The sequence below is a fragment of the Sandaracinobacteroides sayramensis genome, assembly GCF_022014495.1.
Taxonomy (GTDB): domain Bacteria; phylum Pseudomonadota; class Alphaproteobacteria; order Sphingomonadales; family Sphingomonadaceae; genus Sandaracinobacteroides; species Sandaracinobacteroides sayramense.
On record NZ_JAKLSQ010000019.1, the window covers coordinates 81,623 to 106,274 of the forward strand.

General features: G+C 69.0%; 19 protein-coding genes. 6 read left to right on the plus strand and 13 right to left on the minus strand.

The genetic code is table 11. From position 1 onward, the window contains the following. Positions 1 to 28: 28 nt before the first annotated feature. Positions 29 to 1,771: a peptidase M61 gene (locus L6Q21_RS13910; RefSeq protein WP_237831374.1), complete on the plus strand. Its 1,743-nt coding sequence runs from the start codon at positions 29 to 31 to the stop codon at positions 1,769 to 1,771. A 29-nt stretch (positions 1,772 to 1,800) separates the two neighbouring features. After that, the gene (locus L6Q21_RS13915; RefSeq protein ID WP_237831375.1) at positions 1,801 to 3,294 is read left to right on the plus strand and encodes a S10 family peptidase; all 1,494 of its coding nucleotides are present in this window, start codon (positions 1,801 to 1,803) and stop codon (positions 3,292 to 3,294) included. Positions 3,295 to 3,323: 29 nt separating this feature from the next. On the opposite strand, the gene L6Q21_RS13920 is transcribed toward L6Q21_RS13915, so the two are convergent. From L6Q21_RS13920 to L6Q21_RS13955, 8 genes are all read right to left on the minus strand, one after another. Next, positions 3,324 to 3,806 (minus strand): hypothetical protein, encoded by a 483-nt coding sequence (locus L6Q21_RS13920; protein WP_237831376.1) that lies wholly within the window; start codon positions 3,804 to 3,806, stop codon positions 3,324 to 3,326. Positions 3,807 to 4,062: 256 nt separating this feature from the next. Then, positions 4,063 to 4,794 (minus strand): class I SAM-dependent methyltransferase, encoded by a 732-nt coding sequence (locus tag L6Q21_RS13925; protein ID WP_237831377.1) that lies wholly within the window; start codon positions 4,792 to 4,794, stop codon positions 4,063 to 4,065. 73 nt (positions 4,795 to 4,867) lie between these two features. Then, positions 4,868 to 5,548 (minus strand): energy transducer TonB, encoded by a 681-nt coding sequence (locus L6Q21_RS13930; RefSeq protein ID WP_237831378.1) that lies wholly within the window; start codon positions 5,546 to 5,548, stop codon positions 4,868 to 4,870. Continuing rightward, positions 5,545 to 5,967 (minus strand): TonB system transport protein ExbD, encoded by a 423-nt coding sequence (gene exbD, locus L6Q21_RS13935; protein ID WP_237831379.1) that lies wholly within the window; start codon positions 5,965 to 5,967, stop codon positions 5,545 to 5,547. The genes L6Q21_RS13930 and exbD overlap by 4 nt, the downstream gene beginning before the upstream one ends. Positions 5,968 to 5,970: 3 nt before the next feature. Further along, a complete protein-coding gene (gene exbB / locus L6Q21_RS13940) occupies positions 5,971 to 6,654 on the minus strand; it encodes a tonB-system energizer ExbB (RefSeq protein ID WP_237831380.1) in 684 nt (227 codons plus the stop codon). After that, positions 6,651 to 9,200, minus strand: a complete 2,550-nt coding sequence (locus L6Q21_RS13945) for a TonB-dependent siderophore receptor (RefSeq protein WP_237831381.1) — start codon at positions 9,198 to 9,200, stop codon at positions 6,651 to 6,653. The genes exbB and L6Q21_RS13945 overlap by 4 nt, the downstream gene beginning before the upstream one ends. Before the next feature lie 169 nt (positions 9,201 to 9,369). Beyond that, positions 9,370 to 10,359, minus strand: a complete 990-nt coding sequence (locus tag L6Q21_RS13950; RefSeq protein ID WP_237831382.1) for a FecR family protein — start codon at positions 10,357 to 10,359, stop codon at positions 9,370 to 9,372. Between the two features lie 127 nt (positions 10,360 to 10,486). Beyond that, positions 10,487 to 11,032, minus strand: a complete 546-nt coding sequence (locus L6Q21_RS13955) for a sigma-70 family RNA polymerase sigma factor (protein WP_237831383.1) — start codon at positions 11,030 to 11,032, stop codon at positions 10,487 to 10,489. 205 nt (positions 11,033 to 11,237) lie between these two features. Here L6Q21_RS13955 and L6Q21_RS13960 point away from each other — a divergent pair, with 205 nt between their 5' ends. Genes L6Q21_RS13960 through L6Q21_RS13970 form a run of 3 tightly spaced genes read left to right on the plus strand, consistent with a single transcriptional unit; the run spans position 11,238 to position 16,025 of the window. Continuing rightward, positions 11,238 to 13,508, plus strand: a complete 2,271-nt coding sequence (locus L6Q21_RS13960; RefSeq protein ID WP_237831384.1) for a TonB-dependent receptor — start codon at positions 11,238 to 11,240, stop codon at positions 13,506 to 13,508. A gap of 23 nt (positions 13,509 to 13,531) precedes the next feature. Then, a complete protein-coding gene (locus L6Q21_RS13965; RefSeq protein WP_237831385.1) occupies positions 13,532 to 14,707 on the plus strand; it encodes a Ca2+-dependent phosphoinositide-specific phospholipase C in 1,176 nt (391 codons plus the stop codon). 55 nt (positions 14,708 to 14,762) lie between these two features. Then, positions 14,763 to 16,025 carry an MFS transporter gene (locus tag L6Q21_RS13970; protein ID WP_237831386.1) on the plus strand — a complete coding sequence of 421 codons (1,263 nt, stop codon included), beginning with the start codon at positions 14,763 to 14,765 and terminating at the stop codon, positions 16,023 to 16,025. Here the strand turns inward: L6Q21_RS13970 and L6Q21_RS13975 are convergent. The 3 genes from L6Q21_RS13975 to epsC all read right to left on the minus strand — a co-directional run bounded on the left by L6Q21_RS13975 (position 16,011) and on the right by epsC (position 19,010). Next, the gene (locus L6Q21_RS13975; RefSeq protein ID WP_237831387.1) at positions 16,011 to 17,198 is read right to left on the minus strand and encodes a TetR family transcriptional regulator; all 1,188 of its coding nucleotides are present in this window, start codon (positions 17,196 to 17,198) and stop codon (positions 16,011 to 16,013) included. The two genes, L6Q21_RS13970 and L6Q21_RS13975, sit on opposite strands and share 15 nt — an antisense overlap. A gap of 124 nt (positions 17,199 to 17,322) precedes the next feature. After that, complete coding sequence (locus L6Q21_RS13980; protein WP_237831388.1) at positions 17,323 to 18,027, minus strand: gamma-glutamyl-gamma-aminobutyrate hydrolase family protein; 705 nt, start codon at positions 18,025 to 18,027, stop codon at positions 17,323 to 17,325. Beyond that, positions 18,024 to 19,010: a serine O-acetyltransferase EpsC gene (epsC, locus tag L6Q21_RS13985; protein WP_237831389.1), complete on the minus strand. Its 987-nt coding sequence runs from the start codon at positions 19,008 to 19,010 to the stop codon at positions 18,024 to 18,026. The genes L6Q21_RS13980 and epsC overlap by 4 nt, the downstream gene beginning before the upstream one ends. A 487-nt stretch (positions 19,011 to 19,497) precedes the next feature. On the opposite strand from epsC, the gene L6Q21_RS13990 reads away from it, so the two are divergent. Continuing rightward, complete coding sequence (locus L6Q21_RS13990) at positions 19,498 to 20,160, plus strand: peroxiredoxin (protein WP_237831390.1); 663 nt, start codon at positions 19,498 to 19,500, stop codon at positions 20,158 to 20,160. Positions 20,161 to 20,234: 74 nt separating this feature from the next. Here L6Q21_RS13990 and L6Q21_RS13995 read toward each other — a convergent pair whose 3' ends face one another. Continuing rightward, the gene (locus tag L6Q21_RS13995; RefSeq protein ID WP_237831391.1) at positions 20,235 to 22,880 is read right to left on the minus strand and encodes a TonB-dependent receptor plug domain-containing protein; all 2,646 of its coding nucleotides are present in this window, start codon (positions 22,878 to 22,880) and stop codon (positions 20,235 to 20,237) included. Positions 22,881 to 23,056: 176 nt separating this feature from the next. Next, positions 23,057 to 24,628 (minus strand): thioredoxin family protein, encoded by a 1,572-nt coding sequence (locus tag L6Q21_RS14000; protein ID WP_237831392.1) that lies wholly within the window; start codon positions 24,626 to 24,628, stop codon positions 23,057 to 23,059. Positions 24,629 to 24,652 lie beyond the last annotated feature (24 nt).

Sequence of the window (24,652 nt, forward strand, 5' to 3'; positions counted from 1 at the left end):
CCCCGCGACGCCCGCGAAAGAGCCGCCGATGAACCGCACCCTGAAAGCCTTCACCCTGCTGGCGCTGGTTCCGCTGCAACCGGCGCTCGCCGCCGAGCGGACGCTGGCGCTGACGCTCGCCCCGGAAGGCCGGGCGCAGGTGGAAACGCTGATCGTCTCCATGGCCTTCGGCGGCGTCGGCGCCAAGGCGGGGGAACCCTTGCTGCAACTGCCGCTCGTCGCCAGCAATGTCGATACGGTTGCGACGACGCTCACCGGGCTGGAGGCAAGGGACGATCTCGGCCCGCTGCCGCTGTCGGCGCGAAACATCGACCTGCCCGAGGAGAATGCGCGCGACGCGGTTGCCGGCGGGCCGTCGCGGCAATGGCTGGCGGGGCGGGGCACGCAAGGCGCGATCCATGTGCGCTATGCGGTTCCGGCGCACGCGACGCTGCCGCCGCGCGGGCCGGCGCCGCCCTTTGCCTTTTCGAACGACGGGGGCGCCACCTCGGCCGCCGGGCATGTGTTCCTGCTGCTGCCGCCCGGGGCCGGGCGCTACCGCGCCACGATCGACTGGGACTTGTCCGCCGCGCCGGCCGGAAGCCGGGGGATCAGTTCTCTCGGCGAAGGGCGCGTGCAGTCGTCCGAGCCGCTCAGCCCCTCCGAACTGCGCATGGGTTTCTACATGGGCGGCCCGATCGGCGCCTGGCCGGCCACGCCGCCGCGAAGCGGCTTCTTTTCCGCCTGGCAGGGATCGCCCCCCTTCGACGCCGAAGAGCTGATGCAATGGACGGGCCGCCTGCACGCGCATTACGCCCGCTTCTTCCGCCAGGCCGAGCCGCCGCCCTATGGCGTTTTCCTGCGCTACAATCCGGTGAACGCCGGCGGCGGAGTCGGGCTGCACCACAGCTTCGTCACCACCTTCGGCAAGCCCGGCGGACAGGGCAGCGACCCGCAGGAGCTGAAATTCACCCTGGCGCATGAGATGTTCCACACCTTCCAGCCGTTTCTGGACGAGCCGGGAGGGCTGGCCTCCTCCTGGTTCGGGGAAGGGCTTGCCACCTTCTACCAGTCGCGGCTGCCGCTGAAGTTCGGGATGGTGACGCCGGACGATTTCCTCGCCGACATCAACAGCACGGCGGGCCGCTATTACACCAGCGTGATGGCAAGGGTGCCGAACAGCGAGATCGCCAGCCGCTTCTGGGCGGATACCCGAATCCGCACCCTGCCCTACGACCGGGGCATGCTCTACTTCGCCACGGTGGAGGAGGCCGTGCGCGCGGCTTCGGGCGGCAAGCGCTCGCTCGACGATCTGACGCTGGAAATGCTGGCGCAGCACCATTCCGGCGCGAAGCTGACGCCGGACAGTTGGGAAGCGCTGCTGCGGCGCGAGGTGGGCGAGGCGGAGGCCCTGCGCTTCCGCGCCTTTCTGCAGGGCGAAATGCCGATTCCCGGCCATGCGGCCTTCGGCCCCTGTTTCCGGCGGACGACGAAGCCGCTCCGACGCTATGAACTGGGCTTCGATTCCGCTGTTCTCGCCGAGCCGAGCCGCATCGTGCGCGGGCTCGTTCCCGGATCGGCGGCGGCGCGCGCCGGGCTTCGCGACGGCGACGAGATCGTCGCCCCCGTTCCGCAGGACGCGATTCAGGGCGACCAGCAGGCGCGGCTGCACTTGCAGATCCGGCGTGCGGAGCGAAGCTTTCCGCTTAGCTACCTGCCGCGCGGCGAAACCGTGGAGGCGATCCAGTGGGAGCGCGTGCCGGGATTTTCGGGCACGGACTGCGCGCTTTGAGGGCAAGGCTGTCGTCAAGTGGAGGCTGTATGAACCGGACTGCGATTTTCCTGCCGATGGCGCTTGCCCTGCTGGCCGCCACCGCCCTTCCGGCCATGGCGCAGAACGCGCCGGGCAAGGCTTTCGAGCAGCCGGTGAACATGGCGCCGGCCGTCACCCGGCACAAAGGCGAATTCGGCGGGCAGAAGCTTCGCTACACCGCGACGGTCGAAAGCCTTCCGGTCCGGCTCGCGTCCGGCGAGAGCGCCAATGTCGGCAGCTTCACCTACACCCGCGACGGAGTGGATGCGGCGAAGCGGCCGGTGATGTTCCTGTTCAACGGCGGCCCCATCACCCCTTCGCTCTATGTGCATGTGGGCGGGATCGGCCCGAAGCGCGTGGCCTTTCCCGACGATGTGAAAGCGCCGCCCTCCACTTTCCGGCTGGTCGACAACCTGCATTCGCCGCTCGATGTCGTGGATCTGGTCTTCGTCGATCCGGCTTCCACCGGCTTCAGCCGCGTGGACCATGGCACGAAGCCGGCGGACTTCTTCTCGAACAGGCAGGACGCGGCGCAGTTCGTCGCCTTCATCCGCGCCTGGCAGAAGCGCCATGGCCGCGAAAAGTCTCCGGTGCATCTGTTCGGGGAAAGCTATGGCACGCACCGGGTGGCGGAAATCGCCGCGCAGGTCGCGGCCGATCCGGACCCGATCCCGCTGGCCGGCATCTTCGCTTATGGGCAGGCGATCAATGTCGTCGAATGGTCGCAGCGCCCGGCGAACATCATCAGCTATGTCGCCTCCCTGCCGACGATCGCCGCGACGGGCTGGTTCCATGGCAAGGTGGACCGCAAAGGGCGTTCGGTCGAGCAGTTCATCGCCGAGGCCTCGGCCTGGGGCGAAGGCCCTTATCTGACGGCGCTCTACCAGGGGGCCGCCCTCCCCGAAGCCGCCCGGCGGGAGATCGCCGGAAAGCTGGAGGGCTACAGCGGCATTCCGGCCGACTGGTATCTCGCCCATGACCTCAGGATCACCAAGGAGCAGTATCGCGTCGAACTGCTGAAAGCCGACCGGCGGATTCTGGGGCAGCTCGATGCCCGCTACACGGCGCCGATCGCCGATGCGGGCGGAGCGCAGGACCCGTCCGGCGTGATCGTGGAGGCGGTGCAAAGCCATTTCCGCACCTATCTGCAGCGCGACCTCGGCGTGCAAAATGTGGACGCCTATCTGACCGGCTCGCCCGTCGGCGGCATGCGGGCCTGGGATTGGGGCGGGACCGGCGCCGGCCCCTTTGCGGACTGGCCCTATCACCGCGGGCTGGTGGAGTGGATGGGCAAAAACCCAAAGGCCCGCCTCGTGGTCGGCAACGGCTATTTCGACACGCTGACGACCCTTGGCGGGGCGGAACTGCTGGTCAATCAGGCCGGGTTCGATCGCGACCGCGTTTCGCTGCGCTACTACGATGGCGGTCACATGGGCTATTCGGTGGACGCCGTGGCGAAGCAGATCGGAGACGATATCCGCGCGCTGGTGCGCGCGGACTGACGCCGGCCCTGGCTTAGACCGGCCCCGGGCTAGAAGCGCCGGGAGGAGGAGGGGTCGTAGGGGTTGCAGGTCCCCGAGAAATGCCCGGTCTTACCGTGGATCTTCATGAAGCCGGTCACCCGATCGATGCGCAGCTTCGGACTGTTCATCGGGCCGGTGCTGACGGAGCCGCTGATCTCGGCCTCGGTCACGTTCAGGTTCCTGATCTCCAGCCAGCCGCCGTCGCTGCGGTTGCGGATGGGCGGCATCAGCGCCGACGGCATCTGGATTCGGCCGCTGGTGGGGGAGGCGATTTCCACCCGGGTCTGGTCGGAGAAGTCCACCAGCTTGTCGGTTATGACGGTGCCGGTCGTGGTCTTGCCGTCCTTCGTCACCGTCGCGGTGGTCACTTCGTCCGACTCGGTCGTGCCCCCGCCCGCACACACCAGCGACAGCGGCTGGAAATCGTCGGCAGCAGCCGGAGAAGCCGCGACCAGCGCGGCGGCGAACAGCAGAAGCGAAGAGCGTTCCATGAGCCGGCCCCTGCCCCGCGCCCGGACCGCCCGTCAATCCGAAGCTGACGGGCGGCAGCGGCCGGACTGGCGGCCGGGCGCCAATTCCACTGCCCGCGCGTCGCTCCATGCCCCCGGAATGCGACCATTCAGGCTGAAATATCAGCGGGTTATTTTTCGAGTTTCATATTCCCGCCGCCGTTTCGGCAATCGGCCAAATAATGCGCCCCGGCGTCAGGCCCGCCCGACCGGCCGCGCGCCATCTACCGCTTTCCCCTCAGGCATGGGCTATCCAGCCGCGCCAGGTGAAAGCGGCGAAGAAGAGGCCGACATCGCGGAAACCCGCCTCGCGCAGCACCGCCTCATCCTCCGCCGGGTCCATCAGCGGCAGCATCGCCTCCACGGACTTGCGGGCGTCTTCCGCCTGCGCCGGTTCCGCGCCGGAGGCGACGGCATAGGCCGCGTAGCGCGAAAGCCAGACCGGCCGCTCAGCCGGCGTCTGCGGGAAGCTGCCGTGCGCCGCCACGAACGGCGCGCCCGGCCGCAGGCGGCGGTGGATTTCGCGCAGGGTGCGCAGGCGTTCCGCCCGGTCGAGGAAATGCAGCGTCAACAGGCAGGTGGCCGCGTCGAACGGCCCTTCCGGGGCGTCGTCGATCAGCCCTTCCACCAGTTCCACCTGCGCCGCGAGCGGACCGAGCGTCCGCTCCGCCAGATCCAGCATCGGGCGCGCCGGATCGACTCCGACGAACCGCCAGCCGGGGTGGGTGGAGGCGAGCGCCTTCAATTCCATTCCCCCGCCGGCGCCCAGCACGAGAACCCGCGCCTCCACCGGCGCCGCTTCGGACAGCAGCACGTCCGTCATGCGGTGCAGCGCTTCCAGCCCCGGAACGAAACGGGTCGGGCCCTCGGCATATCGGGCCACGACCTGCGCATCCTCGAAGGCCTTCAGGAAGGAGGCGGTGCCGGCATCCTGCGCCTCCCCCGACGATGGAGCCGATGTGTTTGCCATATACGCCTTTCCATGCTGGTATCGGGATATTGGAATGTTATCCCATATCGTCAATCCGAACAGGATCGGTGGCTTATCTGCGCAGGAAGAATTCCACCGGCACCACCAGTTCCAGCGTGTGGCCGGGGACGCTTTCCGGCGGTCCGGGCAGCGGCTGCGCCCGCCCGGGCAGGGCCACCGCCTCGTCGTCCAGCGCGCGGAAGCCGGAACTGCGCTCCAGCCGGGACGACAGCACCCGGCCCTCCCGGTCCATGACGAAGCGCACATAAGGCACGCCCTGCTGCCGCCGCGCCTGCGCCGTTGAGGGATAGCGCTTCACGCGGTTGAGCTGGCCCAGCACCTGCGCCTGCCAGCTCGGCGCGTGGCTGGAGGGCGTGGCGGCGGCCGGCCTCGAAGCCGGCGCGCTGGTTTCGGCAACCGGCTCGTCCGCCTCCTCCCGCGTCGGCTCGGCCGGCGGCGTGGGCAGGGCGACGGCCGCGTTCGCGACCGGCGGAGTCCGCACCGGCTCTTCCACCGCCTTCGGGCGCGGCGGATCGGCCTTCACCTGCCTTGGCCCCTGCGGCCGTTCCGTCGGCGGCTCCGGCGGAGCGGCGGGCGGCGCCATGTCGATGAGGATCGCCGCTTCCGGCGCCGGCACAGCCGGAGAAGCGCCGGCCCAGCCGACCGCAAGCAGGATCGGCACCAGATGCGCCCCGATCGCGGCGGCAAGCGCCAGCCCCCAGCGGCGGCCGGCTCGGGAATCCGCCGGGATCACGCCGCCGTTCCGGCTTCCAGCCCGACCAGCGCCACCTTCAGATAGCCCGCCGCGCGCAGGGCGTTCATCGCCTGCATGACGATTTCGTAATCGACCGTCCGGTCGGCGCGCAGGAAAATGCGCTGCTCGCGGTCGCCGCCGCTGGCGGCGTCCAGGGCCTGCCCCAGATCGTCCGGGGTGACCGGCCGCTCGCCCAGCGCCATGCCGCCGTCCGAGCGGATCGACAGGAACAGCGGCCGGTCGGTCGCCGGCTGCGGCCGCGCGGTGGAAGCCGGCAGGTCGACCGGCACGCTCACCGTCGCCAGCGGCGCCGCCACCATGAAGATGATCAGCAGCACCAGCATCACGTCGATGAAAGGCGTGACGTTGATTTCATGCGCTTCCTCGGGCTCCTCGTCCCGTCGCAACCGAAGGCCCATGGTTCAGCCGACCCGGATGCCGCGCGACAGATCCCGCGAGACTAGGCGGAGCACGGCCGCCGAACAGTCGGCCAGAAGCGCCTTCCAGGCGGCGATGCGGCGGGTGAAATGGTTGTAGAAGACGACCGCGGGGATCGCCGCTACAAGGCCGATGGCGGTTGCCAGCAGCGCCTCGGCAATGCCGGGGGCGACGACGGCGAGATTGGTGGTCTGGGCGGCGGAAATGCCGATGAAGGCGTTCATGATCCCCCAGACGGTGCCGAACAGGCCGATGAAGGGGGCGGTGGCGCCGATCGTCGCCAGCAGGCCGATGCCGCGCGCCATGCGGCGGCCGAGCGCCGCCTCGATCCGCTCGAAACGCGACACCACCCGTTCCTTCACCCCCTCGCGGTCGTCGAGCGCGTCGGTGGAAAGCCGGAGTTCGGCGAGCGCCGCCGCCACCAGCGGCGAGGCCGCCAGCTGCGGGTGCCCGGCGATGTCGGCCAGCGACAACGCGCCGTCGATGAGGGCATGCTCGCGGCGCTCGGCGGCGATCGCGGCGCGCAGTTCCAGCGATTTCGCCACCAGCACGGTCCAGGTGACAATCGAGGCGAGGGCGAGGCCGATGATGACCGCCTTCACCACCCAGTCCGCCGCCCAGAACATGCCCCAGGCGGTCAGCTCCTGCGGCAGGGAAGCGGCGATCACAGCTGATACCTGAGCTGCACCTGGGCGTTGCGCGGCTGCTGCCAGAAGAGCTGCATGCCATCGTCGGTGGGCGCGAAATATTTCCTGTCGAAGAGATTGCCCACGTTCAGCTGCACGGACAGTTTCTCGCTGATGCGGTAGCGCGCCATCAGGTCGGCCACCAGATAGGCTTTCTGCTCCAGCTTCGGCACGCCCGCCACCTCGGCCGCCACCGGGTGGGAATAGGTGGAACTCTGCCAGCGCGCGCCGCCGCCGATGGTCGCGCCGCTGAGGGCGCCCGGCAGGTCGTAGCTGGTGAAGAGGTTGAACTGCCGGCGCGGGATCAGGCTGTTGAACGACTGGTCGGTCGGGAGGAGGCTGCCCTCGCGTTCCGGCTCGGTGACCTTGAACTGGCTGTAGCCGGCGGTGACATGCCATTTGGGCAGTATCTCGCCCGCGACCTCCGCCTCGAAGCCCTCGCTCACCACGCCGTCGACGGTGATGTAGGAAAGCCGGACCGGCCCTCCGGGGTTCGACGGGTCTTCCGGCACCAGCTTGTCATACTGGCCGACATTGCGCTGCTCCATCCGGTAGAAGGAGATGGCGGCGTTCAGCCGGCCGTCGAGGAACTCGCCCTTCACGCCCGCCTCATAGGTGTTGCCCTCCACCGGCGGCAGCAGCTTGTTGGCGTCGTCGCGGTAGTTCTGCGGCTGGAAGATGCTGGTGTAGCTGGCGTAGAGGGACAGGCTCTCGATCGGGGTGACGACGATCCCGGCATAGGGCACGAACTTGTCTTCGGAACTGAAGCTGTTCCCCTTCGTCTTGATGTCGTCCACGCGGTAATCGATCATCCGCACGCCGAGGATCAGCTTGATCGGGTCCACCACCGTGATCCGGCTGGCGGCGTAGAAGGCGTCCTGCTTGATCATATGGTCCTTGTAGTTGTTCGGCCGGATCAGGAACTGCGGCATCGGCGCCGAGCCGTCGAACTCGAACACGCTGGGCGTGTTGGCGATGGTGACGGAACCGGGTGCGCCGTCCGCCACGAAATGCTCGCGCGAACGGTCGTAGCCGAACACAAGGTCGTGCTCGCGGCCCAGCAGCGTGTACTTGCCGTCCACCTGCAGGTTCACGTCGTTCTTCACATTCTCGACCTGGTAGACGCCGGCATAGCCCGGAACCGGAAAGACGAAGCCGAAGAAGGACATGAAGGACTTGCCCGTGGCCGGGTCGATCGGCCGGGGGTAGAAGAGCGCGATCCGCGATTCCGAATCGCGCTCGCCGCGGGTGTAGCTGGCCCGCGCCGTCCAGCCGTTGCCGAAGTCGTGCTCGGCGCGAACGAAGGCGTTGGTGTATTCGCTGCGCCAGTAGGACCAGTCGGGCGCGGTGTTGGTGCGGCGGTCGAGGTCGAGGCGGATCACCTCCATGTCGTCGTCGATCGTCCAGGCTGGGATCCCGCCCCAGGTGGGGCTGTTGCTGTAATTGTTCTGGAAGCTGACGCCGGCCGACAGCAGCGTGTTCTCGCCGATATCCTGCTCCAGCGTTCCGAACAGCAGGTAGTCCTGCTGCTTCATGCGGTCCATGTAGCTCTTCTGCCGGTCGTAATCGATGACGAAGCGCACCCGCGTGGAGCCGCTGTCGCTGACGGGCGTGTTGACGTCCAGCGTCGCCCCGAAGTGCGACCAGCTTCCGGCCTCGACGGAGAAGCTGGCCGCCAGTACGTCGCTGTCGGCGCGCTTGCGCACCATGTTGATCATGGCGGACGGGCTGCCGGTGCCCACCAGCAGCCCGCCCGAGCCGCGCAGCACCTCGATCCGGTCGTAGAGCACCGTGTTGCCGAGGACTTCGCCGGCGCTCCACTGCTCGTCGATGCTGGTGCGGACTCCGTCGATCAGATAGCTGTCGATCTTGAACCCGCGCGAGAAGAGGCTGCCGCGGTTGCTTTCGTAGCGGTTGATCGAAAGCCCGGCGGTGTGCTCGATCACATCGACGAAATTCTCGATCCGCCGGTCGTCCATCACCTGCCGGGTGATGACGGTGACGGACTGCGGCGTCTCGCGGATCGTCAGCGGCAGTCGGGTCGCCACACCGACCGAGCGCGCGGTGTAGGAGCCGGTGCCCTCGGTGACGGCGACATGGCGGGCGGCAAGCCCGCCGCTGGCGGCGCCCTCCCCTTCCACCCGCACCGGCCCCAGCAGGATGGCGTCGGCCGATTGCGGCGCGCGCTCCAGCGTGACGAGATTGCCGTTGATGCGGAAGGTGAAGCCGGTGCCGGTCAGCAACTGGCTAAGCGCCTGCGCCGGCGCCAGCGAGCCGACGGCGCCCGGCGAGGAGAGACCGCGGATCTGGGCGGCGTCGACGCTGACCTGCAGGCCCGACTGCTGGCCGAAATCGGTGAGCGCGTCGTTCAGCGATTGCGCCGGGATGTTGAAGCCGCGCGCCGCCGACTGGTCGGCCGACGCCTGTGCCATGGCCGCGCCCGGCGCCGCCACGACGCCGATCAGCGCCGTCGCCAGCAGCAAGCCCGCAAACCCCGTCCGCCCGCGAACCCCGTCGACGGAACCCATAACCCCTTGCCGCACCATGCCTGCTCCCATTCCATTCGATTTCCGGGCGGGACGCAGATATTGCAAATGACTTGCAAGAGCGTGCGCGCCTCAAATGTTCAACGAATGAGGGCGGGCGCTTTTCGGCGGAAAATGCCGAAAGCCCGAAAAAATCGCACAAGACGCTGTTTCAGTTGAAGGAAATAATCACCAGCCAGGGCGAGATGCGCTGCACACGCGCCGCATGCGCCTGCCCCAGCGCCTCCACAGCGGCGACCGGGTCGGCAAGGTCATAGACGCCGGTGACCCGCGCCTCGCGCAGGCCCGGCCCGGTGGCCAGGAGAACGCCGCCATACCAGGGCCGCAGCTCGTCTATCACCTCGCCGACCGGCCGGTCGCTGGCGATCAGCTTGCGATCGGTCCAGGCGGCGATCCGGTCGGCACGGACCTGCTGGCGCCGGGCGTCGCCGCTCCAGCGGATGTCGATCCGCTGGCCGCCCCCCAGCCGTTCCGAAAGCGGCGGCTCGCCGTCCGGATAGTCCACCTGCACCAGCCCGTGCCGCACCGCGACGCTGGCGCCGTCTTCTTCGAGGCCCATTTCGAAGCCGGTGCCGAGCACGGTCGTCCGCAGCCCCCCCGCCTCCACCCGGAACGGCCGGGCCGGATCGCGCCGGACTTCGAAATAGGCCCGCCCGCGCAGCAGGCGAACGCGGCGCTCCCCGCTCTCATAGGCGACGGCAATGGCGCTGCCGGGGCCAAGATCGACCCGGCTTCCGTCTTCCAGCCGCACGTCGCGAAGCTCGGCGGTGCCGGTCAGATGGTCGGCCTGCAGGCGCAGCAGCGCCCCGGGCGCCGCGACGATGGCGAGGCAGGCGGCCGCCAGCGCCGCCGCCATCCACCGCGCCGGGCGATGCCGAGAACGGGCGGAAGGCTGCGCGGCGGAGAAACCAGCCCCCCAATGGCGCGAATGCGCGGGCGGCGTTGCGGCGATGAGGGCGGAGATGCGCTGCGTCTCGGCCCAGGCGGCGGCATTCGCCTGGCCCGCCGCCAGCCAGGCCTCGAAATCCGCGCGCCGGCCCGGGTCGTCCGGATCGTCCTGCAACAGGATCAGCCAGTCGGTCGCCTCGCGGCCGGCGCGGGCGCGATCCTCCTCGCTGTCATCCTGCCGTGCCGCCGCCATGCTTCCCCTTCCGTCCGCCCCGTACGGCGAATGCGCAATCGCGCCCGACCCGCCGAACGCTTCGCCCCTTTCCTTCCATAGACGTATGAAGGCGAGGCTTTTTCGCGGAAATGCGCTTTCCCCCATGTCAGCCGGCCCGGCGCAGACGCGCGCGGCAGCGTTCGACGCCGTCCGCGACCAGTTCATGGGCAACGGTGACCGACACGCCCAGCCGGGCGGCGATCTCCTTCAGCTTCGCGCCCCCCAGCCGGTGCATCTCGACCGCGATCCGGGTCCGCTCGGGCAGGCCTTCCAGCACTTCCAGCACCAGGCGCAGCTCGTCCTTCGAAAAGGCCGTGGCTTCCGGCGTGGGGCTGTCGCCGGGCATCCGCACCGCTTCCGCGTCCAGCCCCTCGACGAAATGCCGCTGCTCGAAGCGGCTGCGGCGGCGCCCGTCCAGCGCCAGGTTGCGGACGATGCGGTAGAGATAGCCGGCCGGCTCCTCCAGCGGGCGCAGGCGCGCGGCGGCGCCGATCCGCGTCCAGGCCTCCTGCACCACATCCTCGGCGGCGGCGCGGTCGCCGGTGATGCTGGCGGCGTAGTTCACCAGCTCGCCGCGATGCGTCCGGTAGAGACTGAGAATCCTGTCCGTCTGCGACACGCCCGCGCCAATCCCATCCAGCGGGCCGCACATCCGTTTCGAGCCCCGCGACCATCCGCAAGCTAATGAGAATAGGTCGCAGAAAATTCCATAGCCAGAGCTCCTCCACGCCGCAACAGCCTCGTGCCGATGCGGCAGCGGCCTCAAGCGAAAATGCAGTACATTCGTACTAAAACTGTAACGGTACAGATGTACTGGCCCTCCTCGAATCGCCCCTGTTTTCGAATCGAGAGAGATCATGACCAGCCCAAGCCGCAAAGCCGTACATCTGACTTTCCTCGCCTCGGCCAGCGGCCTCGGCCTGCTGGCCGCGACGCCGGTGCTGGCGCAGGCCGACATGTCAGTCGACTCCGGCTCGCACCTGGACGAGATCGTCGTCACCGCGCAGCGGCGCTCGGAAAACAGCCAGCGAATCCCGCTTTCGGTGCTTGCCGTCAGCGGCGACACCATCGAGGCCTCGGGCTATCGCGACGTCACCGATCTCCAGTATCTGGCGCCGGGCGTGCAATATGACCCGACGCAGGGCGCCGCCTTCCAGATCCGGGGCGTCGGCACCACTTCGTTCGACTTCTCCAACGCCAAGTCGGTCAGCGTCGTCGTCGACGATGTGGTGATGGACGGGCAGCGGGCGAACGGCCTCATCGGCCTTGTCGACATCGCCGGCGTCGAAGTGCTGATGGGGCCGCAGGGCACGCTGTTCGGCAAGAACTCCACCTCCGGCGTGATTTCCGTGCGCACCAACCGGCCGCAACTGGGAGTCACCTCGGTTCGCGCCTCCGCCAGCTATGGCGAGCACAACGACCGGGCGCTGAACGCCACCGTAAACGTGCCGCTGGGCGACGAGGCGGCGCTGCGCATTTCCGCCTTCGACCAGGGGCAGGACGGCTTCGGCCGCAACGTGACGCTGAACAGGCAGATCGGCCAGGTCCACCAATATGGCGGCCGCCTGCGGCTGCTGGTGGAGCCGATGGAAAGCTTCAACATCACCCTCTCGGCCGACTATGCCCACCACTGGGACAGCAGCGTGCGCACCCCGGTTTCCGGGCAGACGGCGGCGGTGACGAAGATGCTGAACGACCTCGGCGTCTTCCCGGGCGAGCGCAACGCCGACACCGCGGACTCCCAGTTCGGCGAGATCGAGACCGAGGAATGGGGCATTTCCGCCCGCATCGAGACCCGCCTGGCCGGGCACGACCTCACCTCGATCAGCGCCTTCCGCTCGACGCTCTACAACAACGCCACCCCGGCGAACCTGCTGCCGATCGACCAGTTCGCTTTCATCCCCTTCAACTTCGGCCATCTGACGACCGAGAAGGTCAGCCAGGAGCTGCATTTCGCCTCGCCGTCCGACCAGCCGATCACCTATCTCGTCGGCCTCTTCTACAACCGGCTGCAGGCCACGCAGACGCAATATCAGTGGGCGACGCTCGGCGCCCCGATGCCGCGCCCGGTCCTCTACGCGCTGACCGGTGCGATCGGGGTGGACGGCAACACCTCGCTGTTCCGCGCCGTCAACGAGACGATGGCCGCCTTCGGCCAGGCGCAATTCGAAATCACCGAACAGTTCCGGGTGACGCTGGGCGCGCGCTACACGCACGACAACAACTCCCAGTCGCTCGACTATATCCACACCGATCCCGTCCGCGTGACCGGCTACAACCCCGTCTTCGTCGGCACCAGCGCGCCGCCGGTCTATCGTTCCGGCCGGGTGAAGGGCGACAATTTCTCGTTCCGGGTGGCGCCCGAATACCGCATCACCGACAATGCGATGGTCTATGCCTCCTTCTCCACCGGCTACAAGCCGGCGGGCATCGCCTTCGTCGGCAACCGCTACGCCCCCTATGATGCGGAAACGGTGAAGGCGTGGGAAATCGGCCTGAAGTCCGAATGGTTCGACCGCCGCCTGCGCTTCAACATCAACGCCTTCCGCTCCGACTTCAAGGACTTCCAGGCGACCATCCTGACGGAAGTGCCGGACGGCGCCGGCGGCACGCTGCTGGCGACCGCCATCGGCAACGCCGGCGGCTTGCGCAGCCAGGGCCTGGAGACGACCATCGCCGTCCGCCCGGCGTCGTTCCTGTCGATCAGCGCGTCCGGCACCTACACCGACGCCGTCTTCACCGACTATCGCTACAACGACACCACCGACTACACCGACACGCAGCTTCCCAACGCCCCCAAATGGTCGGCGACGATCGCCGCCGACATCGACCAGCCGGTGTCGGACGGCTGGCGGCTGAAGGCCCATGCCGACTACGCCTGGCGCGACAAATACTGGACGGTGGTGGGCCAGCCGGAATGGTCGTTCGTGCCCTCCTACGGGCTGGCCAACGCCCGGCTGAGCGTGGTTTCCGCCAACGACCGCTTCGAGGTGGGCGCCTATGCCCGCAACCTCTTCGACACCTGGTTCTCGACCGGCTACCAGATCTACGGGAACCTCGGCCTGCTGCACTACACCTCGCCCAATGCCCGGCGGACGGTGGGCGCCTTCGTGAACGTGAACTTCTGATCGCCCGGAACGGAGAGACCGCCATGCGCGCCCATCTGCTTGCCGCCGCCTTCGCCCTGTTCGCCGCCCTGCCGGCGGACGCGAAGGAGGCCCCCGCCCTGCCCGACAGCCTGCCCATCAACCGCCTGCAGGTGCTGGGCACCCACAACAGCTATTCGCTCGGCACCGACCCCAGGGTGCTGGCGATGCTGGACAAGGGCCTGCCCTCCATGCACGCCTTCATGGCGCAGATGCCCGAGGAGGCGCGCAAGACCTTCCTTCTGGCCCACCCCAACGACGTGAAGATGAGCGAGGCGCTGAACTACCGTTTCCCGCCGCTCGCCACCCAGCTCGACATGGGGGTGCGCGGGCTGGAGATCGACCTCAACGCCGATCCGGAAGGCGGCGCCTATGCCGATCCGGCCGCCTACCGGCTGCTGCGCCAGCAGGGCGTGACCGACCTGCTGCCATTCGACCAGGCGCCGATGGCCGCGCCGGGGCTGAAGGTGCTGCACATGCCCGACATCGACTTCCGCAGCAGCTGCCCCTCCTTGCGCGCCTGCCTGACGCAGGTGAAGGCCTGGTCCGACGCAAACCCCGGCCATGTGCCCCTGTTCATCATGCTGGAGGCGAAGGTGCAGGCGGCCGCGCTGCTGCCCGGCGCCACCACCCCGCCCCCCTTCACCCCGGCCGTCTACGACGAGATCGACGAGACCATCCTCGACATCGTCGGCCGCGAGCGGCTGATCACGCCGGACGATGTGCGCGGGGCCCACGCCCGGCTGGAGGATGCGGTGCTGGCCGGCAACTGGCCGAAGCTGGGGCAGTCGCGGGGGAAGATGCTGTTCATGCTGATCACCGCGACCGGCGACGATGGCGCTTCCGAATATCTGGACGGGCATCCCGGCCTGAAGGGCCGCGTCGCCTTCCTGCATTCCCGCCCCGGGCAGGACCATGCCGCCTTCATCCTGGACGACAATGCGCTGGTGCGCGGCAAGGAGATCCGCGAGCAGGTAGAGAAGGGCTATCTCGTCCGCACCCGCGCCGATATCGAGACCTGGGAAGCGAAGATGAACGACATGCGCCGCGCGGAAGCCGCCTTCGCCAGCGGCGCGCAGATCGTCTCCACCGACTTCATCGCCCCGGGCAACGGCTATGGCACGCCCTATGTGGTGAGGCTGCCGGGCGGCGGGCCGGCGCGCGCCACGCCGGACCGCTGAGGCTGCCCGGCCGGCTGTCGCCGGCCTGTCATCCGCCGGCGCTAGAAGCCGGCGGGTGGCTACCCCGCATCCGACCGGGCCGGGCCTGGTCGGCTACGGCAGCGTGCATTTCGGCAAGAGCCTGCTGTGGGCGGGCGAGGACGCGCTTGCCCTCTATATTCTGGTGCGGATCGTCGAACTGCCGCCGGCGCTGGCCGGAGTGATGTTTCTGGCCAGCTCTTTGTGGAACGCCTTGTGCGACGGGTTGTTCGGCGCGGCGCTGCAGCGCTGGCCGGCGACCGGGCGCTTCGTGCCCTTGCTGTCGGCGCTGGCGCTTCTGGCCTGCGGCGGCGCCTTCGCCGCCTTGCCGCTGGTGGAAAAGGGCGATGCGGCCATCGCCATCGCCCTGCTGTTCCTGTTCCGCACCGGCTTCAGCCTGGCGGACCTGCCGCACAACGCGCTGACGCGGCAACTGGCGCAGAGCCGCGGCGACCTGGGCATCGCCCGGTTGCGCGCCGCCGGCGCCAGCGCCGCGGCCATCGTCGTCGGGCTGGCGGCCTATCTGCTGCTGGACTCGCAGGGGAGCGGATCCAGCCCCGCCTTCGCGCTGATCGGCGGGATCGGGCTGGTCGCCATCCTGTTCATGGCGCCGCTGCCGCTACTTCTGGCGCGCGACGGACGGGCCGCAGCGCCCGCCCCTGCCCCGGAAACGAAGCCGGCCGCCGATCGCTTCCTGTCGCTCTATTGCCTGGCGACGGCGATCGGCCTCGCGGGGATCGCCGCCATCGCCAAGGCCTTGCTGCACCTGGATTTCGGCGCCGCCGAACTGGGCGCCGCCGTGGTGCTGGTGATGACCGTCGGCCGGCTGGCGGCGGTCTGGCTCTGGTCGCCGGTCGCCCGGCGGCTCGGCAACCGCCCGGCGCTGGCGCTGGCCTATGCGACGAGCGGCATCGCCGCGCCGCTGCTGGCGCTGCTGGCGCCGCTCGGCCCCGCCGTCGCCTGGCCGGCCACCATCCTCTTCGCCTTGCTCGGCGGCGGCATCGCCATGCTGTGCTGGGCCGTGCTTTCCGAAGCGCTGGGGCGCGGCGGGCGCCAGGAGTCGCCCGGCCGCTACGCCGCCGCCTTCGGCCTCTTCACCATGAGCATGAAGGTGGGCCTCGGCCTTTCCGCCGCCCTCACCGGCGCCTGGCTTTCGGCGAGCGGCGCGGCCGCCGGGCTGGCGCCCGCCACATTGCTGCCGCTGGCGCTGATGGCGACGCTGGCGTCCTTCGCCGCCGCGCTGATGATCCTGGGCGCGGATTGGCGCGCCCGGCCGGAACCGGCTTCAGCCGGGGGCTGAGCCGGCCCGCAGCCCGGCCAGATCCTGCGACCGCACCAGCGGTTCGGAACCATCCGCGCCGCGCGCCAGCGCCGCCAGCCCCGAACCGATCATGGCGATCGTCGCCGCCTGCACCGCCGCCCGGTCGAGACCGCCGGCGCCGCCGATCGCCTTCCCCACCGCATCGACCACATTCTCCGCCCGACGGCGGCGCATATCCAGCGCGAAGGGCTGGAAAAGCGGATCGCGCGCGGCGGACAGCGCGATCATGTGCGTGGCGCGGATCAGTTCCATGCCATGCCGGCCCTGCGCTTCCTTCAGGCCGGCGGAGCGCAACTCCCAGCGCGTCTGCAATATCTGCGCCCCGAGCCCGCCATACATCAGCTCGTCGCGGGTGCGGAAATGGTGGGCGACGCTGGAATTGGCGACACCCGCCCGCGCCGCGACCGCCCGGTGGGAGATGGCCGCCAGCCCGCGCTCGGCCATCAGCGCGGCGATATGCCCGGCCAGTTCCGCCTTGCGCGAGCCGTGGACCAGATCGAGCGGCAGCGGAACGGCGGCATTGCCGTCGCCGCAGGCGGCGACCAGCGCCTCGAAGCCGGCGGCGAGGCCGGTGGCGGGGCCCGCCAGCCCCTCGGCCAGCCGCTGGAGGATGGCGGCGCGCAACAGGCGGTAGCCGGCATGGCCGGGAAGGGCGATGGTGAACGGCAGCTCGTCGCGGCAATAGCCGGCGATGGCGAGGCCCAGCACATCTGCCTGCGCCCCCCTGCCCGGCTTCAGCAGCTCGCGCCAGAATTGCGCCTCGTCGTCGAACAGGCCGGCCACCCCGGCATAGCCCTTGGGGTCGATCGTCGCTTCCAGCAGCAGCTCGCAGCCGGCCAGCGCCGACTCCCGCCGCAGCGTGGCGGCTTCGTCGAGGAAAGCGGCGACCACCGTGGCGAGCGCCTGCGGCCCCTTGAGATCGAGCGGACGGGCGCGCGCCAGCCAGCCCTCGTGGAAGCGTTGGCGTTCCCGCCGCTCCTCGTCGATCAGCCGCGCGACCAGCGCCGCCTTGTCGCCGATCCGGTAGTTCAGCGAGCCGACGGAGCCGCCCGCTTCCTGCGCCACCGTGCGCAGGCTGAGACCGCGGATGCCCTCGGCGGCGATGCGGCTGCGCGCCGCGCGGGTGAAGGTCAGATCGTCTAGCTCGGCCATCCCCCGGCTCTGCCCTGCCGCGTGGGCGTCGGCAACCAAAAGCCGCCCATATCCGAAAGGGTAAGGTGATTGGGCGGTTTGCAAACCAACCGCAATTATGTGTGGTCGCCGACCTGAAAGCCGATCAGGCCATCAGCTCCTCGCCCAGCAGGCGGAAGAAGGCTTGCCGGTCCGGGCGGTTGGCGATCTCCCACTCGGGGTGCCATTGCACGCCCAGCACGGCGCCGCCGCAGGGGCGGGCGGAAAAGGCCTCGACCACGCCGTCGGCGGGCGAAAGCGCCTCCACCTGCAGGCCATAGCCCAGCCGGTCGATCCCCTGATGGTGGACGGAATTGACGACGGCCCGCCCGACGCCCATCGCCGCCGCCAGCCGGCCGCCGCTCGCCAGCTCCACCGGATGCTGGTGGGCGAACTGATGCTCGAAGGGATGCCCCTCGCCCGGGTGATGGTCGCAAAGGTCGCGCAGCGTGCCGCCGAACAGCACGTTCAGCTCCTGCAGGCCCCGGCAGATGCCGAACACCGGCCGGCCGGCCTCGATCATATGCCCGGCGAGCTTCAGCGCCACCTGGTCCCGCTGCGGATCCAGACGCGCATCCCGGGATTCGCCGCCATAGCAGTCGGTCCCGACATTGGAGCGCGAGCCGGTCAGCAGCAGCCCGTCCAGCCGGCGGCTGAGGCAAACCGCGTCCAGCACGTCGATCAGCGCCGGCACCAGCAGCACCGTCGCCTGCGAGATTCGCGACAGCGGCTCGATGAAGCGGCTGGCGACCGCCTGCACCGGCCGCTCGGCGAATTCGTTGCAGCACAGCACCCCGATGACCGGCTTCATGCCCTGCCCTTCAACTGCGCGGTGAATTCCGCCCGGGCGCGGTTTTCCAGCGTCTCGGCCTTGGGCTGCACCAGCGTGCTTCCGGGCGGCACATCCTCCAGCAGCCAGACATTGCCGCCGATGATGCTGCCGCGGCCGATGGTGATGCGCCCCAGGATGGTGGCGCCGGCGTAGATCACCACATCGTCCTCGACGATCGGGTGGCGGGCGTGGCGCTGGCGCGGGCCGACGCGCGCCAGGCCCAGCGGGCTCGACGCGCCGAGGGTGACATGCTGGTAGAGGCGGACGTTGCGGCCGACGATCGCCGTCTCGCCGATCACCACGCCGGCGCCATGGTCGATGAAGAAGCTGGGGCCGATGGTGGCGCCCGGGTGGATGTCGATGCCGGTGCGGGCGTTCGCCAGTTCCGAGATCATCCGCGCGACGATGGGCACGCCGAGCTTCTGCAGCTGGTGGGCGATGCGGTGGTGCAGGATGGCGATGGCGCCGGGGTAGGAAATCAGGATTTCGTCCACGGTGCGCGCCGCCGGGTCGCCGACGAAGGCGGCCTCCATGTCCTGATCCAGCGTTTCCCGGATCCGCCCCAGCGTCGTCGAGAACAGCCGGACGATGAGGTCGGGCTGATCCGCGTCGAACGCTTCCGCCGCATAGCCCTGCCAATAGGCGAACTCGCTGGCGATCTCCGCGCGCAGGATGGCGAAGGCCGCTTCCAGCGCCTCCGCCACGAATCGGTCCTCGCCTTCGGGAGCCCCGCGATATTCGCCGAGGCGGACCGGGTAGAGCGCGTGCGACAGATGCCCGACCGCCAGCGCCAGTTGCGTGGGAGACGGGAAGCTGGCGACGTGCAGCCCCTTGGCCTGCGCCTTGCGCCAGCCCAGCCGGGCCGCCCGCAGCGACAGGACCGCATCCTCTATCTCGCCGCCGAAATCCGCCACGCGCTGCTCCTGATCGCCATCGGCCTCGACACCATGTCCTGAATTCATATTCGGCGGAATTTGCCGGCCCTTGGCCGGAACCGGAAGAAAGCGCTCATTTCCCGGCCGATAGTTTGCGTATCGCAAGGGCGCGCCCCAAGAGGGAGTTGCCCAAGGCATAGATAGGGTTTCTTCGCATGCCCGCCTTTCCGGCTTAGCCTCCGGGACGGAAGGTCCCTTGTGACTGAAAGATTTTGCGGCCAATTCGCCGAGACGACAACGTCAGGCGTTCCCCAGCCACGAGCAGCGGAGATGCGCATGACGATCGGCTTCCGGGCGATCGAACCCGGACCTGCCAGCCGCGGCCTGCGCCGCCTCTGCTCCCTTCTGCCGCAGCCGTTCCGTCGCGCCCTGTCGAGGGGTCAGGGCGCGACAGTCGCCACCGGGGCCCGGCGCCGTTCCGAAGCCGAGGCCGGGCCCCCGGTGGCGACAGACTTTCCCCGCACGCCGGCGCAAGCGGCGCGCACCCTGTTCCATCAACCTTGAGGAAACCGAAATGAGCCTTCGCATCAACAGCATAGCCCCTGATTTCGACGCCCGGACGACGGAAGGGCCGATCAACTTCCACGACTGGATCGGGGAAAGCTGGGCCGTGCTCTTTTCCCACCCGAAGGATTTCACCCCCGTCTGCACCACCGAGCTCGGCTATCTCGCCCGGCTGCTGCCCGAATTCGAGAAGCGCGGCGTGAAGGTGATCGGCCTTTCCGTCGATCCCGTCGACCGCCACGCCGAATGGGCGAAGGACATCGAGGAGACGCAGGGCGCCGCCGTCACCTATCCGCTGATCGGCGACACCGACCTCAACGTCGCCAAGCTCTACGACATGCTGCCCGAGGATGTGGAAGGCACGTCGGAAGGGCGCACGCCGGCCGACAACGCCACCGTGCGCACCGTCTTCATCATCGGCCCGGACAAGCGGGTGAAGGCGTCCTTCGTCTATCCCATGTCCTCGGGGCGCAATTTCGACGAGATCCTGCGCCTCGTCGATTCGCTGCAGCTGACCGCCCGCCACCAGGTGGCGACGCCGGCGCAGTGGCAGCCGGGCGGGGACGTGATCATCCCGCCTTCCGTCAGCGACGAGGAGGCGCGGGCGAAATTCCCCGAAGGCTGGAAGACGCTGCGCCCCTATCTGCGGGTCGTCTCGCAACCGGCCGACTGAAGCGCGGGGGCAGCAGGAAAAGGGGGGAGCGGGACATGTCCCGCTCCCCCCCTTTCTTGCATCCGCTCGCCCGGTCAGAAGCGATAGGAGACCCGGCCGTAGATGTAGCGGCCGTTGAAACCGAACGGCGAGAAGCTGCTGTAGGGCAGGAAGTAGTTGCTGACCGCATAATTGCGGGTGGCGTCGGTGACGGGATCCTGGCCCTGGCCGGTGGGCACGCGCGTGGGGTATTTGTCGAACAGGTTGTTCGCCCCCACCGCCAGCTCCACGCCGTTCAGGAAGCCCGAGGGCCGGGCGCGGATTTCCGCGTCGGCGACGAAGGCCGGGCGGATTTCCACATCGTTGAAGGCCTCGGAGCCGGGCGACAGCACCTTGCCATAGCGGTTGCCACGGAAGGTGACGCCCAGCCATTCGCGATCATAGTCGATGCCGATGTTGAGCTTGTTGCGCGGCGTGCCTTCGGTGATTCGCAGCGATTCCTGACGGCCGAACAGAGTGATGCCCGGCACCTGGTTGAAGGCGCCCGGCGCCGCCTTGTAGTCGGTGATCTCGGTCTTGTTCCAGTTGTAGCCCAGCGTGAACAGGGCGTTCCCCAGATTGCCGAAATCGTGGCGGTAGGTGAGGATGGCGTCGAAGCCGCGCGTCTTGGTGTCGATACCGTTGATGAAGAAGCGGGCGGCGGAAATCGTGTTGTAGCCCGCGGCGTTCAGGATTTCGGCGATGCCCCGGCCCGGATTGCTGCCGGTGGGATTTCCGGCGACATCGCGCGTGGCCGCCATATTCTCCGTCAGCACGATCCGGTCGTCGATGCGGATCTCATAATAGTCGAAGGTGAAGTTCAGCCCGGAAAGCGGCGCCGCCGTCACCCCGGCCGACCAGTTGACCGCCGTTTCCGCCTTCAGCGGCGAAGCGCCGAGCGCCTGCGCCACCGGGTTGCCGACCGGCAGCGTCACCGTGTCCAGCAGATTGCCGTTGGTGATGATGGTGGAGGCCGCCGCATAATATTGCTGCGCGACGCCCGGCGCCCGGAAGCCGGTGGAGGCGGAGCCGCGCACCGCCAGCCAGTCGAGGATCTCGAAGCGGGTCGCCGCCTTCCAGTTCCAGTCGCTGCCGAAGTCGGAATAATCCTCGAAGCGGCCGGCCAGTTGCAGGTTCCAGATGGGCAGCAGGTCGAGGTCGAGTTCGGCATAGGCCGAGACATTCTCCCGCGCGTTGGTGCCCGTCACCGAAACCCCGCCGATCACCGGCTGGAAGCCGGGGAACACCTGGCTGCCCGGCGCCGCGCCGGCGTTGCCGGCGGCGCTGCCGCAATAGATGGGGTTCGCCTCGCAGACGCTGCCGCCGGCCCAGCGGTAGCTGTCCGGCTCGCCGGCGGTCACCTTGAAGGTTTCCCGACGGTATTCCAGGCCGAACGACAAGGTGGTGCGCTCGAAGAAGTCGAGGTCGCGGCTGATGTCGAGGTTGTTCACCCATTGCGTGTAAGTGAGGCCGCCGGCGTCGAACTCGGTCGGGCTGTTAGCGCCCAGCGAGACGTTGACCGTGTCCTTGATGGTATAGTCCAGCTTGTTGCGGCCGAACTGCATCGACAGGTCCCACGACCAGCCGCCGAAATCGCCCTTCAGGCCGCCGGTCAGCGCCAGATCGTCGGTTTCGGAGGTGATGAGCGGCAGATAGCCGTCCGGATAGATGGCGGCGACATTGTTGTTCTGCTGCGCGCGGCGATAGAAGCCGGCGGATTCGCCGTGGCGCTTGCCCCAGGTGCCGAAGGCGTAAGCGTCCACCCGGTCGTCGAGCGGGATGCCGATGTTGACGGAGATCAGCCCGTCTTCCGTCTTCGGGTCGCCGAAGCGGTGGGAGCGGCGGTCGAACGCGCCTTCTTTCGCGGTGTCGAAGGCGGCGATGTTCAGCCCATATTGCTGGCGCGGGTCGTAGCCGGCGCGGTTCGTCGCCTGGCGCGAGCGATATTCGCCCGAGATGTTGACGAAGCCCTCGGCGCCCAGCGGCAGGCCGATGTTGCCGGTAACGGTGACGGTCTCGCCGTCCGTCTGGTGCAGCTTGCGGCCGCTGTCTTCCAGCGTCAGCACGCCGTCCGGAGTCAGCACCGGCGCGCCGTTCTGCAGCACCGGGCCGCCTTGCCGGTTCACCCCGGCGATATCGGTGACATTGGCGCCATAGGTGACCGAGAAGCGGCCGCCTTCGCGCGCGTCGTTGAGCTGGAAGTTGATGACGCCGGCGATCGCGTCGGAACCATATTGCGCCGCCGCGCCGTCGCGCAGCACTTCCACCCGCGAAAGCGCCGACGCCGGGATGAAGTTGATGTCCACCGCCTGGCTGCCGCGGCCGACCGAGCCATTGAGGTTCAGCAGCGCCGAAAGGTGCCGGCGCTTGCCGTTCAGCAGCACCAGCGTCTGGTCCGGGCCGAGGCCACGCAGCGAGGCCGGGCGGATGACGTCGGTGCCGTCCGTCAGCGACGGCTGCGGGAAACTGAAGCTGGGCACCAGGTCGCGCAGCGCGCGGGCGGTTTCGGTGGTGCCGCTGTTCTGGATCGAGGAAAGGGTCACCACGTCCACGGGCACCGGCGAGTCCGCCAGCGTCCGGTCGAGGCGGCGGGTGCCGGTGACGATGATGGTCTCGGCCTCGGCCGCGCCGGCCGTTTCCTGCGCGAAGGCAGGCGTGGTGGAAACCGCGAGAGAGGCAAGAAACAGCGCCCGAAGCCGCATGGCAATCCTTTCACTTAACAAATCTGCCATAAAAATGCGGCTCGGCGCTTCCGGCGCAACAAGCGTTCGCTTGGCGGCCGGAAAGTTTTTCAATCGCATCGAAAGACATTTCTCGCCGGGACTGTGGCCTGGCGGCTACAGCCCCGGCGAGCCGGAGGCAGCGATTTTTGGCCGGCTCAGGCGCTTCCCAGCCAGCTCCGGCAGGCCGCGAGCGCATCGCCCGCCTGCCCGGTGCAGACCTCGGCGGTGCGCAGGCGCAGCTTCTCCAGCGTCTGCGCGCCATCGTGGCTGGCGCTCCAGGCATTCAGCGACTTGCCCAGCCCTTCCAGCCGCTGCCGGGTGCGCTGGTGATAGCTGTCGGGCTGGCCCGCCAGCTCGCCCAGCACCTGCGCGGCGGCGGTCTCGATCCCGGCCTTGTCGTCGGGCGTCAGCCGCAGCAGCCCTTCCACATAGGTCACGCCCCATTGCACCCGGCTCGCCGGCCCTTCGGAGGTTTCATAGCCGCGCTTCAGCCAGTCGACCGCGGCCCCGGTGTCGCCGCGCTCCTCAGCCAGCTTCGCCAGCGACGGCATGTAGTAATAGGGCGCCTGCGACTTCTCGAGCTCGGCCTTCAGCAGCCGTTCCGCGCCGGGCTTGTCCCCGGCGTCGCCCAGCAGCCGGGCGGCGGTGCTGATGAGGGACTGGCGCTCATAGGGGTTCTTCGCCGCCCCGTCCGCCCAGGCGACGCGCTGGTGCACCTTCTCCACCAGTTCCGGCGGCAGCGCGATATCCTTGCTGGCGCCATTGGGATGGCTGGCGCGGTAAAGCGCGATTTCCGCCCCGAGGGAGGAAAGGCGGTCGCCGGTGCCGAGGCTTTCGTCGGCGTGGAAACCGTCGAGCCCCGTCACCAGCGCCTTCGCCAGCGCCTCGCGCTCCGGCCCGGCGGGGGCGGCGGCCTGCACCAGCCGCACCGCGCCATAGGTGAGCGTGCTGCGGTTGCCGCGCAGCTCCTCGGGGGAGGCGAGGACGGCTTCCAGCGTCTTTCGCGCTTCCGCCTGCGCGGCCGGCGTCAGCGCCGGCGCGTCCTTCGGCCGCTGCGCCAGCGCCTGCAGCGCGAACTGCCGCTTCAGCGGCTCGGTCGGCGCCACCGCCGCCAGCTTCGCCAGAGTGGCGGCCGCGCCGCCCTCTGCCTCCTCGTCCTGCCAGCCGCCGAAGCCGGCGATCACCGTCCAGTCGTCGGCGGACAGCGCCTTGGGGTCGGACTGCGCCCGCTTCAGCAGTTCCGCCACATTGGCGCTGCCCTTCTGCACGGCGGCCAGCGTCGCCGTCACCTGCCCGGGGTCGCCGCTGCCCGACAGGCGGGTCACTTCGGTGCGGTCCGGGCGCAGGATGATGAGGGTGGGATAGCCCTTGATCTTGAAGCGCTCGCCCCAGGCCTGGGCGCCGGCGGAATCCCCGTCCAGATAGACGGGGATGAAATCGCGGGTGCGCGCCACGAAATCCGGATCCTTGAAAAGCCCGGCCTTCAGCCGGTTGCAGGGCGGGCACCAGACCGCGCCCCAGTAGAGCAGAACCGGCTTGCCCTGCTCGGCCGCCTCCTGGAAGGCGTCCGCCACGTCGCCGTCGCGCCAGGCGATTTCGGCGACGCCCGCCTTTTCCGCCGCCTTTTCGGCGGCGGGCGGGGAGCAGGCCGGCAGCAGCGCCAGCGCCGACAGGAGGGCCAGCGGCGCGGCCAGCGTGCCGAGGCGGAGCTTCGCGGATATCGTCATGATTCCATTCTCCATCGAGAAGCC